The following is a 15492-nucleotide window of genomic DNA, read 5'->3' on the forward strand; positions in this document are numbered from 1 at the left end:
GCTGGCGAGGGCGCCGCCCCACCGATTGGTGACCGAACCGCAGGTGGGAACGCTCCCGATCTGCGGTTGGTGACCAAACGGTGGCCCGGGCGCCGAAATGACGCCGGCCCGCCAGGTCAGACCTGGCGGGCCGGCGTACGACGTGCGGTACGACGTCGGGGGGATCAGGCCTCGGCCTTCTCCTCCTCGGCGGGCTCGGTCGCCTCGTCGGCCTCGACCTCGGCCTCCGGCTCACCGATGGTGCCGTCGGGGCGCAGGTTCTTCAGCTCGACCGGGTTGCCGGACGCGTCGGTGACGACGGCCGACTCGACGATGCGGGCCAGCGCCTTGCCGCGCAGGATCTCCTGCACCAGCTCGGGGATGTGGTTGTGCTCGAACATGTGGTTCGCGAACGCCTGCGGGTCCTCGCCGGACTGCTGGGCCTTGCGGACCATGTGCTCGGAGAGCTCCTGCTGGTCGATGCCGAACTCCTCGACCTGGGCGATCTCGTCGAGGATGAACTGGGCGGTGACCGCGTCGCGGACCCGGCGCTCGAGGTCGGCCTCGAACTCCTCCTGGGTCTGCGACTCGTCCTCGAGGTACTTCTCCATGGTGACGCCGGCGTACGCGAGCTGCTGCTCGAAGCTGCTGCGGCGGGCGTTGAGCTCGTCGGTCACGATCGTCTCGGGCAGCGGGATGTCGACCGACTCCAGCAGCGCCTCGAGGACGGCGTCGCGGGCGGCGGCGGCCTGCTCGAGGCGGCGGCCGCGGCCGAGCCGCTCGCGCACGTCCTCGGTCAGCTCGGCGACCGTGTCGAACTCCGAGGCGAGCTGGGCGAACTCGTCGTCGAGGTCGGGCAGCTCCTGCTCCTGCACCTGGCTGACGGCGACCGCGACGTCGACGCCCTCGCCGACCAGGTCACCGCCCACGAGCTGGGAGGAGAAGACCTTCTCGTCGCCGGCGGCCAGGCCGACCAGCGCCTCGTCGAGACCGTCGATCATGCCGCCGCGACCCACGCGGTAGGACATGCCGGACACCTCGGCGCCGTCGACGACCTCGCCGTCCTTGGTCGCCTTGAGGTCCATGACCACGAAGTCGCCGTCGGCGGCCGGGCGCTCGACGTCGATGAGGGTCGCGAAGCGCTCACGCAGCGCCTCGACCTGCTCGGCGACGTCCTCGTCGCTGACGACGATGTCGTCGACCGACGCGGTCACGCCGTCGTACGTCGGGAGCTTGATCTCGGGCTTGACGTCGACCTCGGCCGTGAACTCGAGCGCCTCGTTGTCCTCGAACTTGGTCACCTCGATCTCCGGCTGCGCGAGCGGCTGGAGGTCGTTGGCCTGGAGCGCCTCGACGTACTTCTGCGGGACGACCTCGTTGACGGCCTCCTCGAGGACGGCGCCACGGCCGACCTGGCGGTCGATGACGGCCGGCGGGACCTTGCCACGGCGGAAGCCGGGGACGTTGATCTGCTTGGCGATCTTCTGATAGGCCGCGTCGAGGCTCGGCTTGAGCTCCTCGAAGGGCACCTCGACGGTCAGCTTGGCCCGGGTCGGGCTCAAGGTCTCGACGGCGCTCTTCACAGGCTTTCTCCTACTTTTTGATGGCTTTTCGATGACTGGTGCTCGGTGGTGGTTCGGTGCTCGTTCAGTCGGGGCGACAGGACTCGAACCTGCGATCTCCTGCTCCCAAAGCAGGCGCGCTAGCCACTACGCTACGCCCCGCCAAGTGGGGTCCCACGCGTGCCCGGGGCACGCTCAGGACCCTGCTTGGAGCGGATGACGGGAATCGAACCCGCGTAGCCAGTTTGGAAGACTGGGGCTCTACCATTGAGCTACATCCGCGAGCCCGGGGCCGAGGCCCCGAGAGCGGGTGCAATCGTGCCACATGCGCGGGTCCCGACCCCAACCGGGACGACCGCCCGGACGGCGCCCTCAGCGCCGGTGGACCAGCACCAGGGCCCGGTCGTCGTTGCGCGAGCCAAGCGAGTCGACGAGCCGGTCGGCCCCTCCCTCGAACTCGCCGCGCAGCAGCCGCTCGGCCTGGCCGAGCATCCGGTCGATGCCCAGGCCGATCTCGCGGCGCGGGGTCTCGACCATGCCGTCGGTGTAGAGGAGCAGGGCGTCGCCGCTGCGCAGCACGCCGGAGATCGTGGTGAACTCGGCACCGTCGATGAGGCCGAGGACCGGCCCCTCCCCCTCGTGCACGGTCCACCGCCCGGACCCGGCGTCGAGCTGGGCGGCCGGCGGGTGCCCGGCGGTGCGGACCTCGAAGGCGCCGCTCACCAGGTCGAGCGAGAGGTGGACCGCGGTCGCGAACCCCTCCTCCCAGCCCTGGCGCAGCAGGTACTCGTTGGCGGCGGGGAGGAAGTCGGCGGGCGGGAGCGCACCCAGGAGTCCCCCGAAGGCGCCGGACAGCAGCAGCGCCCGGGTGCCGGCCTGCTCGCCCTTGCCCGACACGTCGACGACGACGAGCTCGAGGCGGTCGGTCTCCTCGGCACGGACGGCGACGATGAAGTCACCGGCGAACGGCGTACCTCCCGCCGAGCGCAGCGCCGTCTCGGTGAGCCAGGCCTCGGGCAGCGGCGGGATGGCGCCCTGGCTGAGGATCCGGTCGCGCAGGTCCACCAGCATCGACTCCCCCTGCACGCCGGCGACGCCGAGGCGCGAGCGCCGGAACGACGTCAGCAGCACGATGAAGCAGAGCAGGTAGAGGATCGTGATCGCGAGCACCTGCTTGGAGGTGATCTTCGGCTGCGCCGAGATGGCGAGCATCAGCATCACCATCACGAAGACCACGAACCACGGCAGCTGCCGCGGCCCGAGCAGCAGGCTGCCGAGCAGCAACGGCACGATCAGCATGGTCATCGGCGCCGTGTCGGGCCAGACCAGCACCGGGACGGTCACGGCGACGGTGAGCGCCACCAGCGCGGCGAGGGTGTCGTTGCCCCGCGGGACCAGCCGGCGTCGCCGGCGCGCGACCTTCAGCTTCGACGGGCTGGCGGCCCGGTCCGCGTCGCTGCGTGCGGTCATTGGTCGTCGGTCCTCGTCCTCGGTCCCAGGTCCCTGGGTGGGCATCACTGTAGTGCTCGCGACCGGTACCTGCGCTGGCAATGGGAGCACCAGAAGAGGTTGCGTCCCTGCAGCTCGGCGGTGCGTACGGCGTGGCCGCACACGTGGCAGGGCATCCCGTTGCGGCGGTAGACGTAGACCTCGCCACCGTGGTCGTCGCGCCGCGGCGGTCGTCCCATCGCCTCGGGGGTGTGCTCCGGGCGCACGGTGTCGATCCGCCCGGTGCGCACGCCGTCGGCCATCAGGACGACCAGGTCGTCCCACATCGCGCGCCACTGGCCGACCCGCAGGGAGCTGCCCGGCCGATAGGGGTCCAACCGGTGCCGGAAGAGCACCTCGGCGCGGTAGACGTTGCCCACGCCTGCGAGCACCGACTGGTCCATGAGCAGGCCGCCGATCGGCGCCTTGCTGCGCCGGATCCGCTCCCAGGCGACGGTCGGGTCCGCGTCGTCACGCAGCGGGTCCGGACCGGACCGGGCGACGATCGCGTCGCGCTCGTCGCGGGTCAGCAGCTCGCAGGCCGTCGCGCCGCGGAGGTCGGCGTACGACCGCTCCGTCTCGAGCCGGAGCCGGACCTGCCCGACGGGCTCGGGGACGACATCGACGCCGGCGTGCACGTCGAACTTCCCGTAGAGGCCGAGGTGCACGTGCACGAACCTGTCGTCGGGGAACTCCACGAAGAGGTGCTTGCCCCACGACTCGGCGCCGACGAGCACCTGCCCGGTCAGCAGCTCGGCGGAGCCGGCGAACCGGCCCTGCGGGCTGCTCACCTCGACCTCCCGACCCCCGAAGACCGCGGTCAGCTCACCGGCGAGGCGATGGAGGGTGTGGCCCTCAGGCATCGGTGGGGCGTGCGGGCAGCGGCGGGAGCACGCCGTCCGCCTCGTACGCCGTGAGCTGGTCGATCCGCCGCTGGTGCCGCTCGGCCCCGGAGAACGGCTCGGCGAGGAAGAGCTCCACGAAGCGGGTCATGTCCTCGAGCGAGTGCATCCGGCCGCCGACGGCCACCACGTTGGCGTCGTTGTGCTGGCGGCCGAGCAGGGCGGTCTCCTCCGACCAGGCGAGCGCGCAGCGGATGCCGGCGACCTTGTTGGCGGCGATCTGCTCGCCGTTGCCGGAACCACCGATGACGACGCCCAGGCTGTCCTGCCCCGCGGCCCGCTCCTCGGCGACGGCCGCGGCGGCACGCAGGCAGAAGATCGGGTAGTCGTCCTCCGCGTCGTACCAGAACGGGCCGTGGTCGACGGGCTCGTAGCCGTGCTCGGTCAGCCAGGCGGTTAGGTGGTCCTTGAGGTCGAGTCCGGCATGGTCGCAGCCGAGGTGCACGCGCATGCGGCCATCCTCTCAGCCGTGCTGGCGCAGGAACGCGGCGACCTGTCCCATCAGCGTCTCGGCGGCCGGGAAGACCCGCGGGTGCCGCCAGAAGCCGTGCAGCTGGCCCTGGTAGCGGCTCGAGACCACCTCGACCCCGGCCTCCGCGACCCGGCGCGCGAGCTCCTCGCCCTCGTCGCGCAGCGGGTCGTGCTCGGCGGTGACCACGATCGTCGGCGGCAGCGTGCCGAGCCGGTCGGAGAGCAGCGGCGCCAGGTCCGGGTCGGCGTGGTCCGCCGCTGTTGCGTACTGCTCCCAGTACCAAGCACCCTCGCGCGGGTCGAACCCGTCGGCGTGGGTGCGGTAGGACTCGAAGCCGGCGGTCGGGTCGAGGAACGGGTAGATCAGCGCCATCGCGGCGTACCGCCCCGGATGGCGGAGCGCGTCGACCAGCGCGAGGTTGCCACCGGCGCTGTCCCCGTGGGCCAGCAGCGGTCCGCCGAGGGTGCGCTGCGCCCAGCCGCCCGCGGCGGCGACGTCGGCGGGCGCCGCCGGGAAACGGTGCTCCGGTGGCCGCCGGTAGTCGACGCTCAGCACCCGCATCCCGCTGCGGTTGGCCAGCCGCCGGGCCGCGGCGTCGTGCACCTCGACGTCGTTGAAGACGAAGCCGCCGCCGTGCACGTGGACGATGCTCGCCGCGCCCGCATCGGACGGCGTGTACAGGCGCGCCGGTACGCCGTCCGCGTCGACGTCCGCGACCTCGGCCACGTCCTCCCGCGGCTCGGCAGCCGCCTGCGCGCGGGCCAGCGCCCGCGCGGCGTCGATGTCGTAGCCGTCGGTCCAGACCGGGGTCTCGCCGGCGATCAGCTCGAGGGCCAGCCGGGACTCGGGGAAGAGCATGCTCAGAGACCGGCGACCGGCGGCAGCGTCACGACCTGGGAGGCGAAGCTCAGCCCCGCGCCGAACGCGATCAGCAGCGCGGTGTCGCCCGCCTTCGCCTGTCCCTGGCGCACCATCGCCTCGATCGCGAGCGGCACCGACGCGGCGGAGGTGTTGCCCGAGTCCTGCACGTCGCGGGCGATGGCGATCCCCTCCGGCAGCTTGAGGTTGCGGGCCAGGGTCTCGGTGATGCGCAGGTTGGCCTGGTGGGGCACGAACGCGTCGAGGTCGTCGATCGTCAGGCCGGCGCCCTCGATCGACTCGCGGGCGACGTCGGCCATCGCGAACGGCGCCCAGCGGAAGACCGCCGTACCCTCCATCTGCACGACCATCGGGTGCTCGGCGCTGTTGTGCTGGCAGGTCGGCTGCTGCGTGATGACGTGCGACTGGGAGCCGTCCGAGCCCCACGCCACCGGGCCGATGCCGGCGTCCTCGGCCGGTCCCACGACCACGGCTCCGGCGCCGTCGGCGAAGATGAACGCCGTGCCGCGGTCGGTCGGGTCCATGAACGTGCTGAGCTTCTCGACGCCGATGACCAGCGCGTAGCCGGCGTTGCCGCCGCGGACCAGGTCGGAGGCCACCGAGAGTGCGTGGCAGAAGCCGGCGCAGCCGGCCGAGACGTCGAAGGCCGCGGCGCGCGAGCCCAGCCGGTCGGCCACGATCGGGGCCGCGGCGGGCGTGTGCTGCGCGTGGGTCGAGGTCGCGAGGATGACCGTGGAGATCTGCTCCGCACCGATCCCCGAGACCTCGAGCGCCGCCCGGGCAGCGTGCGTCGCCATGTCGAGCAGCGACTCGTCCTCACCCGCGAACCGTCGGGTGCGGATGCCAGAGCGGGTCTGGATCCACTCGTCGTTGGAGTCGAGGACCTCGCAGATCTCGTCGTTGGTCACGAGCCGTGCCGGCCGATAGACCCCGAGCCCGAGCATGGCGGTCGCCGACGCGCCGGTCCGTTGACTGATCCTCGCCATGACAGCTCCTGACTCCTCGCGGGTTCGAACGAACGAACCCTAGACCCGACGGCCTCGGAGCTGTCGTCCGGTCAGTCCTCCGCGAGCACGACCACCCGGTCGCCGGGGATCACCTGGAACGTCTCGGACTTCGCCGGGTTCACCCGGACGCCGAAGCTGGTCCCGCTGCCGTCGGCCAGCGCCGTGGACTTGTAGCCGATCGCGGTCTCGCCACGGCGTACGGCGCCGGCGACGACGGTCGCGAAGTCGACCTCGGCGCCCGGCTCGACGTACCACTCGGCGGGCCGCAGGTAGATCTCGCTGCCTTCGTCGCCGAGGAGCTCGGAGAAGACCGCCTCCAGGCGGTGGTCCTCCGAGAGCTGGGTGACCAGGAGGCTCACGATCTCCCCGCTGACGACCACGTCGTCGACGTGGGCGACCTGCGCGAGCACCCGGTTGCGGTCGTCGAGCATCTCGCTGACGACCGGGGTGGCCGCGTCCATCCGGGCCAGGATGTCGCGCACGTGCAGGAGCGTGACCAGCGTGCGCGCGTCCGCCGCCTGGGGCTCCAGGTCGTCGGAGTAGCAGAGCACGATCACCTGGTCGAGGTCGGCGCCCAGGTGCTGCTCGAGCGTCGCCCGGTCGGTCGTCGATGCGGTGACGACGGTGACGTCGAGGTTGACCATCGGCGGCAGCGACTCGGGGGCGTACGACGTCACGACGGTCAGCCCCGACCCGTGCGGTGCGTACTTGTCGAGCTCGCGCAGCACGATCGGCGCGCGCTCGTTCCAGCCGATCAGCACGGCCCGCGTCGGGTGGTCGTCCACGCCGAACGACGTGCCCAGGCGGGTGCGGTCGGGCTGCACGAGGGCGTCCGGCTCGCCGCGCAGGGTCGAGTCGTCCTCGGCGACGACGATCAGCGTGCACCCGGCGACCGGGGTCTCGGCCGGCGGGTTGAGCTTCGGGCCGTCCGGCCCGATCAGGCCGATCACGCCGGCCAGCTCGTAGGCGAGCAGCGCGTCGCCGTACGTCGCGTCCGCAGCCAGGCCGTGGTCGTCGAGGAAGTAGATCTCGTCGCCGCCGTAGTCGAAGAGCTCGGTGTAGACGGCCGCGGCGCCGGACTGCCGGGAGGTCTGCACGACCAGCTTGGCGACGGTCTCGCGGATGTCGAGCAGCACGGTGCGCTCGGCGCCGACGAGGCGGGCCGCCTCGAGGTTCGTGGGGTTGCGGATCTCGGCGACGATGCGCGGCCCGTCGGGGCCGGCGTGCGTCAGCGCGAGCAGGGTCTTGATGACCTCGGCGTCCGGGTCGTCGGAGGTCTCGGGCGCGAGCAGGATGACCGAGCGGGCGGCGGGGTGGCTGCTGAGGGCCAGGTCGTCGAGGTCCATCGGCGAGCCGGACCGGCAGATCACCCGGGTGCCGCGCAGGTCCGGGACCTTGGCACGGAGCAGCTCCTCCATCTCGACCTTGTCGCGGTCGGCCAGCACCACGATCACCGGCTTCTTCCGGCTCTCGTTGGCCAGCGTCAGCTCGCTGACGATCGTGTAGATCGAGTCCGACCAGCCGAGGATCACGGTGTGGTCCTTCTCGAGGACCGTGGAGCGACCGCGGCGCAGGTCGGCGAGCTTGGCGTCGATGCCGGTCGCGATCACACCGATCAGCGCGCTGACGATGAAGAGGCCCGCGATGGTGAGCAGCAGCATCGACAGCAGGTAGCGCCACTGGAAGTCGCCGTCGCCGGCGACGGTGCCCGGGTCGAGCGCGTGGAAGAGGTTCTGCATCAGCTCGCGGAAGAACGGGAGCCCGTCGCCGCTGTTGCGGAGGCTGAACAGGTTGACGATGACCGTGAACACCAGGATCAGCGCCAACGTGGCGACGCACAGCCACGCGATCAGCGCCGGCGTACCCCGCGACATGCTGTTGTCGAACTGGTAGCGCAGCTTCTCGCGGAGCTTCGGCTCCTCCCGGTGCTGGCGACGCGCGATCGGCGTCGTCCTCTCGGCGGTCGGAGCCTTGATCGCCCGCACCGTGCGCTGGCGTGCCTGAAGACCGGTCCGTGCCATCTGTCCATCCCCCATGTGTCCGTTTCCCGGGAGAATCGTCGCGCACGATGCGCCCCGGGGTGGGCGTTTCCCGCGAAGTCTGGGGTCGCCGGCCACGGCGCGTGGCACGATGCGCGCCATGCAGAACTCCCGGGCCCGCGCGGCCACCGCCGCCGGCTTCCTCACCCAGGGGCTGATCCTGCTCAGCCTGACCACCCGGCTCCCCGACTTCCAGGACAAGTGGCACCTGTCCGACGTGAAGCTGTCGCTGGTCCTGCTGATGATGATCCTGCTCGCCGGCGTCGGCTCGGTCGTCGCCGAGACGCTCGCGAAGCGTCGCGACAGCGCCACGCTGCTGCGCTCCGGCCTGCTGCTGATCGCGGTCGCCGTACCGCTGCTGTGCCTGGCCCCGACGACGGCGGTGTACGTCGCCGGCATGGCCGGCTACGGCATCGGGCTCGGCGTCGTCGACGCCAGCACCAACATGCAGGCGGTCGCGCTCGAGCACCGTTACGGCCGACCGATCCTGCCGTCGTTCCACGGCGCCTGGACCCTGGGCGGCGTCATCGGCGCCCTGATCGGGCTGGCCACCGCCGAGTCGTCGCTCCAGGTCTCGGCCGTCGTCGGCATCGTGCCACTGGTCGTCGCCTTCGGCCCGTTCCTGCCCCGCGACCACGGGCCGACAGAGCTGCCGACCGAGGTCGCGGTGCCCTGGCGTCCGATCATCCTGGTCGGCATCGCGATGGTGCTCTTCTACATGGTCGACACGGGCGTGCAGACCTGGGGACCGCTCTTCCTCGACCACACCTTCACCACCCCGGAGCGGTACGTCGCCCTGTCGGCGCTGGCCTACCTCCTCGCGAGCGGCGCCGTCCGGATCGCCGGCGACTGGCTGGTGTCCCGGCTCGGCGTCGTCGTCATCCTCCGCGTCGGCGCACTGATCGGCACCGCCGGCCTCGCGGTCGTGGTCTTCTCCCCCACCTGGCAGGTCGCCGTGCTCGGGTTCGCGGTCCTCGGCGCCGGCGTCGCCGTCGTGGCGCCGCTGAGCTTCTCCGCCGCCGCCCGGATCGCCGGCGCCTCCGAGGGCGGGGTCGAGTTCGAGCCCGCCGTCCGCCAGGCGCGCGTCGACGCCGTGATCGCCCGGTTCAACCAGTTCAACTACGTCGGCGCCCTGCTCGGCTCGGTGATGACCGGGCTGGTCGGCCAGGACTCGCTGCGGATCGGCTTCGCCGTCCCGATGATCCTGGTCCTCGGCATCATCCCGCTCGCCCCGGCCTTCGCACCGAAGATCGTCGCCGCGGTCAGTGCACCCCGGCCATCAGCGTCCTGATCGGCTTCGTCGCCAGGAGCACGGCAGCACCGACGACCACCGCGACCAGGCCGAGCACGAGGAAGTACGGGTCCTCGTCCTGCCAGTCGTAGTAGCCCGCCAGCTTGCCGGCCATCGTGCTGCCGATCGAGATCGACAGGAAGTAGAGCGCCACCATCTGGGTGGTGAACCGCTGCGGCGCGAGCTTCGTCGACAACGACAGCCCCACGGGTGAGATGAAGAGCTCTGCCAGCGTGAAGACCAGCAGGATCCCCGTCAGCGCCCAGAGCGAGGCCGCGTGCGGCCCCGCCGGCACCGGGAGGAAGAGCAGGAACGCCACGCCCATCAGCACGGTGCCGACCCCGAACTTCACCGGCGTCGACGGCTGGCGCGGGCCGAGCCGGGTCCACATCGCGGCGAAGACCGGCGCGAGCAGGATGATGAAGACCGGGTTGATCGACTGCACCCACGACACCGGCATCTCCCAGCCGAAGAAGTCGCGGTCGAGGCGCTTGTCCGAGTAGATCGTCACCACGGTGAACTGCTGCTGGTAGAGCGACCAGAAGACGGCGTTGGCGATGAAGAGCGGCACGAACGACCAGACCCGGCTGCGCTCGACGGCCGTGACGTGGCGGCTGGCGAGCATCAGCGCGAAGTAGGCGACCGACGCGACGATCGTGACGACCAGGACGACGTTGACGAGGTTCTCGGGCGTGATCAGGTCGAGCAGCCAGGCCACCGCCACGAGCACCACGACGGCCACGGCCACCGCGACCCAGCGGAGCCGCTCGGGCGGCGGGAGCGGGTTCGGGACGACCCGCGCGTGGTCGGGGATCCGGCGACGTCCGACCGAGTACTGCACCAGGCCGAGGAACATGCCGATCGCGGCGAGGGCGAACCCGTAGTGGAAGCCCTCGTTCTCCTGGAGCCACCCGGTCAGCAGCGGACCTGCGAAGGCACCGATGTTGATGCCCATGTAGAAGAGCGAGAAGCCGCCGTCGCGGCGCTCGTCGTCCTCGGCGTAGAGCGACCCGAGCACCGAGCTGGCGTTGGCCTTCACCCCACCGCTGCCGAGCGCGATCAGGACGAGGCCGACGCCCACGCCGGCGAGGCCCGGGATCGCCGAGAGCGCGATGTGCCCGAGCATCACCACGATCGCGGCGTAGAAGAGCATCCGCTCGGGGCCGAGGACCCGGTCGGCCATCCAGGCACCGACGATGGTGGCGAGGTAGACGCCCCCGCCGTACGCCCCCACGATGCCGGTGGCCGTGGCCTCGTCGATGCCGAGGCCGCCCTTCGAGGCGGAGTAGTAGAGGTAGATCAGCAGGATGCCCTGCATGCCGTAGAAGCTGAACCGCTCCCACAGCTCGACCCCGAAGAGGTTGGCGAGCGGGCGTGGGTGACCGAAGAACCCCCGGTCGACCTCGTCGGGGTGGGTGACGTCGGCTGAGCTGCTCACCAGGTCACCGTGCCCGGGCCCTCCGCCGGGCAAACGAGGGTCAGGCCTGCGGGCCTGGCCACACCTTGTCCGGCACCGGGACGGGGCGGCCGGGCTGCTCGCCACCGCGCGCCTCGAGGTAGCTCGCCTTCGGCACCATCACCTTGCGGCGGAAGATGCACACGACCTTGCCGTCCTGGTTGTAGCCGATGGTCTCGACGTACACGACGCCGCGGTCGTCCTTGGACTTGCTCTCGGTCTTGTCCAGGACGGTCGTCTCGCCGTACAGCGTGTCGCCGTGGAAGGTCGGCGCCACGTGGCGCAGCGACTCGACCTCGAGGTTGGCGATCGCCTTGCCCGAGATGTCCGCGACGCTCATGCCGAGCAGGATCGAGTAGACGTAGTTGCCGACCACGACGTTCTTGCCGAACTGGGTGGTCTCCTCGGCGTAGTTCGTGTCGAGGTGCAACGGGTGGTGGTTCATGGTGAGCAGGCAGAACAGGTGGTCGTCGTACTCGGTCACCGTCTTGCCGGGCCAGTGCTTGTAGGTCGCGCCGACCTCGAACTCTTCGTAGCTGCGTCCGAACTGCATGGGCCGATACTGCCCGCCCGGACGCCGCCACGTCACCCGTTGTTACGCGTGGGTAATGTCACCCGGCACTCAGGAGCCCCCGCCACCGGCCTTGCGCCGGTGCATCTGCGGCGCGGCGCCGCCGGCCACCTCGGAGCCGTGTGCCTTCTCCTGGAGCGGACCGTCCTGGTGGACGCCCTTCTCCTTGGAGTTCTTGCGGTCCAGGGCCTCGCGCATCTTGGCCTTGAGGTCGTCGTTGCCGTTCGAGTCCGTCATGGTTCCTCCGCGAGTCGCCAGTGGGTCCTGCCACCCTCGCACGTCGGCGCACGGACGTCGACAGGCTTTCAGCCGAGCTTGTACTCCTTGAGCAGCGCGCGCCCGATGATCATCTTCTGGATGTCGGAGGTGCCCTCGCCGATGAGCATGAACGCGGCCTCGCGGTAGAGGCGCTCGATCTCGTACTCCTTGGAGTAGCCGTAGCCGCCGTGGATCCGGAAGGAGTCCTGGACGACCTCGTTGCAGTACTCCGAGGCCACCATCTTGGCCATGCCGGCCTCGACGTCGTTGCGCTCGCCGGCGTCCTTCTTGCGGGCCGCGCGGACCATCATCGAGTGCGCGGTCTCGACCTTCGTCGCCATCTCCGCGAGCCGGAAGAGGATCGCCTGGTGCTCCGCGATCGGCTTGCCGAAGGTCTCGCGCTGCTGGGCGTACGCCGCGCCGAGCTCGAAGGCCCGGTTGGCGATGCCGACGGCGCGGGCGGCGACGTTGACGCGGCCGACCTCGACGCCGTCCATCATCTGGTAGAAGCCCTTGCCCGGCTCGCCACCCAGGATCTGCTCGGCGGAGATCTCGTGACCCTCGAACACCATCTCGGTGGTGTCGATACCCTTGTAGCCCATCTTGTCGATCTTGCCGGGCACGGTGACGCCCTGCGCCGTCTCGCCGAAGCCCGGCTCCTTCTCGACCAGGAACGTCGTCATGTTCTTGTAGACCGAGTCCTGACCCTCGTCGGTCTTCACCAGGACGGCGACCAGGTTGGACGAGCCACCGTTGGTCAGCCACATCTTCTGGCCGGTGATCGAGTAGCCGCCGTCATCCTGCTTGGTGGCCTTGGTCTTGATGGCCGACACGTCCGAGCCGAGCGACGGCTCCGACATCGAGAAGGCGCCCCGGATCTCACCGGTCGCCATCTTCGGCAGGTACTTCTGCTTCTGCTCCTCGGTGCCGTGCCGCATCAGCATGTAGGCCACGATGAAGTGCGTGTTGATGACGCCCGAGACGCTCATCCAGCCGCGCGCGATCTCCTCCACGCACAGCGCGTAGGTGAGCAGCGACTCGCCCAGCCCGTCGTACTCCTCGGGGATCATCAGCCCGAAGATGCCGAGCTCCTTGAGCCCGTCGACGATCTCCTGGGGGTACTCGTCGGCGTGCTCCAGCTCGGTCGCGACCGGCAGGATCTCCTTCTCGACGAAGCTCCGGACGGCCTTGATGATCTCGGCCTGGTCGTCGGTGAGGCCATCGGTCTCGCACAAGCGCATTGCGGCATCCTTCGGGGGCGCGGTGGTTCGGCTGGCGTCGAGACTATTACCGGCCAGTCACTTCCCACACCCTTCCGCGGGCCGCGGTGACAACCCTCACACGACCGGCTCCTAGACTGGACACGGGGCGACGGTCACCGGGACCGGACCACGACTTGGGGGGTGGGATGCACCGACCCCGCCCGAGCTGGGCCAGCCCGGACATCCCGCTGGCGCTGCTCGTGGTCGCCGTGCTCGTGCTTGCGTTCGTGCTCCCGAGCAGGCTCGGCGGCTCCGACCCGGACCCGACGCCGACGGGCGGCGCCCGCGGCGCAGCGCCGTCGGCCTCCCCCACCGACCAGCAGGTGGTGCCGGCCCCGACGGTGTCGCCGGGCACCGGCCCGCGCTCGACCTCGTCGCCGTCGTCCGGGTCGACGGTCCCCGGGCTCCCGGGCCTGCCGAGCAACCGCGGTGGCGGCGTGTGCGTGGACGTCCCCGCGTCGCGCCTGACCGCCGCGTCGTTCAACATCCACTCGGGCTTCAACCGGGACCGCAGCCGGCTCGAGCTCGAGCAGATCGCCGCCGAGATCAGCACGCTCGGCGCCGACGTGGTGCTGCTCCAGGAGGTCGACCGCAACCGGCGCTGGAGCGCCCATGTCGACGAGCCGGCGTACCTGGCGGCGAAGCTCGGCATGTACTACGCGTTCGGCACCAACGTGCGCCGGTCCGGCGACAGCGAGTACGGCACCGCGATCCTGTCGCGCTACCCCGTGAGCGACGCCAGCAACACCCTGCTGCCCAACGGCCCGGGCGGCCAGCAGCGCGGTCTGCTGCGCGTGGTGGTGTCGCCGTTCGGGACGCCGATCAGCCTCTACGTCACGCACCTCGAGAACACCTCGTCGACGATGCGGCTGGCCCAGGCCCGGTCGATCGCCCAGATCGTCGCGCAGGACCCGAACGCGAAGATCGTGGGCGGCGACATGAACGCCGGGCCGGGCTCCGACGTGCTCGGCACGCTGCGGGGCCCGCTCGACGACAGCTGGACGACCGCCGGCCTCGGCACCGGCTTCACGCACCCCACGACCGCTCCGCGGTCGCGGATCGACTACCTGCTGTACGCCGGAGGCCTCCAGCCCGTCGCGTCCGCGGTGCTGCCGAGCGCGGTCTCGGACCACAGCGCGGTGCGCACCGTCTTCGAGGTCGGCACCGGCGCTCCCCAGGTCTGCCTGCCGTTCTTCGGCGGCTGAGCCCGGCGGCCGATCAGGTCAGCGCCGGAGCCGCCGCCACCAACCGCGGTCGTCGGGCTGCACCTCACGCGGCACCCCGACCTCCTCCGTGCGGTCGATCTCCTCGGTCAGCTGCCGGGTCACGATCTCGCTGAGCGCCCGGATCGCCGCGTCGGCGAGCTCGGCGTCGGTGACGACCTCGGGCCCGTCCGCGAACTCGGAGTCGCGAGGCAGCAGGTCGTCGAGGTCGCCGGCGACGTCGAACCCGCCGGCGCGCACGTGCTCGACGTACCGGCGCGAGAGGTCACGGCACCATGCGGCGTGCTCCGGCGGCACCAGGATCCGCCGACCCTCCGCCGAGCCCAGGATCTGCGTCGACAGGTAGCGCTTGCCGACCTTGCCGAAGGCGTCGCGCCGCTTGAGCCCGTCGGGGACCGTCTGGTTGACCCGGAGCAGCACCTCCGCCTGCTCCAGCCGCAGCCCGCGGTTGCCCCGGCCGACGGCCTCCCGGTCCAGGCGGCTGGGGTCGACGCCGAGCACGCTGCAGTAGCGGTCGAGCAGGAGGTCGGGGTCGCTGCCGGCCGGAGGGACGGGGACCACGTGGATCCGCTCGGGTGGCACGTGCCGCGACCAGCGCTCCAGGACGCCGGGCAGGTCCTTCTGCCACCAGATCGACGCGTCGGTGCCCTCGGTCTCGCGGAGCCGGCGCAGGTAGCGGGCGAAGGTGGAGCGGCGCCCCGACTGGAGCCCCTGCTGCCACACCGACGGGATCTGTCGCGCAAGGTCGCGGCAGGTGACGATCACGTGCACCTCGCGGTCCCCGCAGGCCGCGAGCAGGCGGGCGATCTGGGTGTCGTCGGCCGGCGAGAGCGACTCCTCCGAGATCACCGCCCGCGACCCGGTGCACCCCTCGAGCATCGCCGACAGCCCGGGCAGCACCGTCGCGGCCTCGGCGGGGTCGTGCGGGAGCAGCCGGTCGCGCACGTCGAGCATCAGCCAGAAGGCGGCCCGCCGCCGGAGCACCAGGTCGACGTCCTGCTCGAGCAGCTCCTCACGCGAGGCCAGCAGGATGCCCTGGAGGTACGACGTGCCGGTCTTCTGGAGGCCGATGTGGAGGTAGAGCTGGCGACTCACGCGCTGAG

General features: G+C 71.1%; 14 protein-coding genes and 2 tRNA genes. 2 read left to right on the plus strand and 14 right to left on the minus strand.

Going from position 1 to position 15492, the window contains the following annotated elements; translation table 11 throughout:
• Positions 1–164 precede the first annotated feature (164 nt).
• The 9 genes from tig to ACFPYL_RS21145 form a co-directional block, all read right to left on the minus strand.
• Positions 165–1562 carry a trigger factor gene (gene tig / locus ACFPYL_RS21105; RefSeq protein WP_379159095.1) on the minus strand — a complete coding sequence of 466 codons (1398 nt, stop codon included), beginning with the start codon at positions 1560–1562 and terminating at the stop codon, positions 165–167.
• 68 nt (positions 1563–1630) lie between these two features.
• Positions 1631–1703 (minus strand) — tRNA-Pro (locus tag ACFPYL_RS21110).
• 46 nt (positions 1704–1749) lie between these two features.
• Positions 1750–1823, minus strand: a tRNA-Gly gene (locus ACFPYL_RS21115).
• A gap of 90 nt (positions 1824–1913) precedes the next feature.
• A complete protein-coding gene (locus tag ACFPYL_RS21120; RefSeq protein ID WP_379159098.1) occupies positions 1914–3011 on the minus strand; it encodes a PP2C family protein-serine/threonine phosphatase in 1098 nt (365 codons plus the stop codon).
• A gap of 44 nt (positions 3012–3055) precedes the next feature.
• Positions 3056–3892, minus strand: a complete 837-nt coding sequence (locus ACFPYL_RS21125; protein ID WP_379159101.1) for an Fpg/Nei family DNA glycosylase — start codon at positions 3890–3892, stop codon at positions 3056–3058.
• Positions 3885–4382: a ribose-5-phosphate isomerase gene (locus tag ACFPYL_RS21130; RefSeq protein ID WP_379159104.1), complete on the minus strand. Its 498-nt coding sequence runs from the start codon at positions 4380–4382 to the stop codon at positions 3885–3887. The genes ACFPYL_RS21125 and ACFPYL_RS21130 overlap by 8 nt, the downstream gene beginning before the upstream one ends.
• Before the next feature lie 12 nt (positions 4383–4394).
• A complete protein-coding gene (locus ACFPYL_RS21135; RefSeq protein WP_379159107.1) occupies positions 4395–5261 on the minus strand; it encodes an alpha/beta hydrolase in 867 nt (288 codons plus the stop codon).
• Between the two features lie 2 nt (positions 5262–5263).
• Positions 5264–6268, minus strand: coding sequence for a beta-ketoacyl-ACP synthase III (locus ACFPYL_RS21140; protein ID WP_379159110.1), 1005 nt, complete (start codon positions 6266–6268; stop codon positions 5264–5266).
• A gap of 71 nt (positions 6269–6339) precedes the next feature.
• Positions 6340–8310, minus strand: a complete 1971-nt coding sequence (locus tag ACFPYL_RS21145) for a CASTOR/POLLUX-related putative ion channel (protein WP_379159113.1) — start codon at positions 8308–8310, stop codon at positions 6340–6342.
• 118 nt (positions 8311–8428) lie between these two features.
• Here ACFPYL_RS21145 and ACFPYL_RS21150 point away from each other — a divergent pair, with 118 nt between their 5' ends.
• Complete coding sequence (locus ACFPYL_RS21150) at positions 8429–9619, plus strand: MFS transporter (RefSeq protein WP_379159115.1); 1191 nt, start codon at positions 8429–8431, stop codon at positions 9617–9619.
• On the opposite strand, the gene ACFPYL_RS21155 is transcribed toward ACFPYL_RS21150, so the two are convergent.
• The 4 genes from ACFPYL_RS21155 to ACFPYL_RS21170 form a co-directional block, all read right to left on the minus strand.
• A complete protein-coding gene (locus ACFPYL_RS21155; RefSeq protein WP_379159118.1) occupies positions 9591–11057 on the minus strand; it encodes a peptide MFS transporter in 1467 nt (488 codons plus the stop codon). The genes ACFPYL_RS21150 and ACFPYL_RS21155 overlap by 29 nt on opposite strands.
• Before the next feature lie 40 nt (positions 11058–11097).
• A complete protein-coding gene (locus tag ACFPYL_RS21160) occupies positions 11098–11628 on the minus strand; it encodes a MaoC family dehydratase (RefSeq protein ID WP_379159121.1) in 531 nt (176 codons plus the stop codon).
• Positions 11629–11697: 69 nt separating this feature from the next.
• Positions 11698–11883 carry a DUF5302 domain-containing protein gene (locus tag ACFPYL_RS21165; protein ID WP_379159124.1) on the minus strand — a complete coding sequence of 62 codons (186 nt, stop codon included), beginning with the start codon at positions 11881–11883 and terminating at the stop codon, positions 11698–11700.
• 68 nt (positions 11884–11951) lie between these two features.
• A complete protein-coding gene (locus ACFPYL_RS21170) occupies positions 11952–13145 on the minus strand; it encodes an acyl-CoA dehydrogenase family protein (protein WP_379159127.1) in 1194 nt (397 codons plus the stop codon).
• Between the two features lie 167 nt (positions 13146–13312).
• Here ACFPYL_RS21170 and ACFPYL_RS21175 point away from each other — a divergent pair, with 167 nt between their 5' ends.
• Positions 13313–14371 (plus strand): endonuclease/exonuclease/phosphatase family protein, encoded by a 1059-nt coding sequence (locus ACFPYL_RS21175; RefSeq protein WP_379159130.1) that lies wholly within the window; start codon positions 13313–13315, stop codon positions 14369–14371.
• A gap of 18 nt (positions 14372–14389) precedes the next feature.
• On the opposite strand, the gene ACFPYL_RS21180 is transcribed toward ACFPYL_RS21175, so the two are convergent.
• Positions 14390–15484, minus strand: coding sequence for a hypothetical protein (locus ACFPYL_RS21180; RefSeq protein ID WP_379159133.1), 1095 nt, complete (start codon positions 15482–15484; stop codon positions 14390–14392).
• Between the last annotated feature and the right edge of the window lie 8 nt (positions 15485–15492).

Origin of the sequence: Nocardioides hankookensis (assembly GCF_042658885.1) — a bacterium.
GTDB lineage: Bacteria > Actinomycetota > Actinomycetes > Propionibacteriales > Nocardioidaceae > Nocardioides > Nocardioides hankookensis.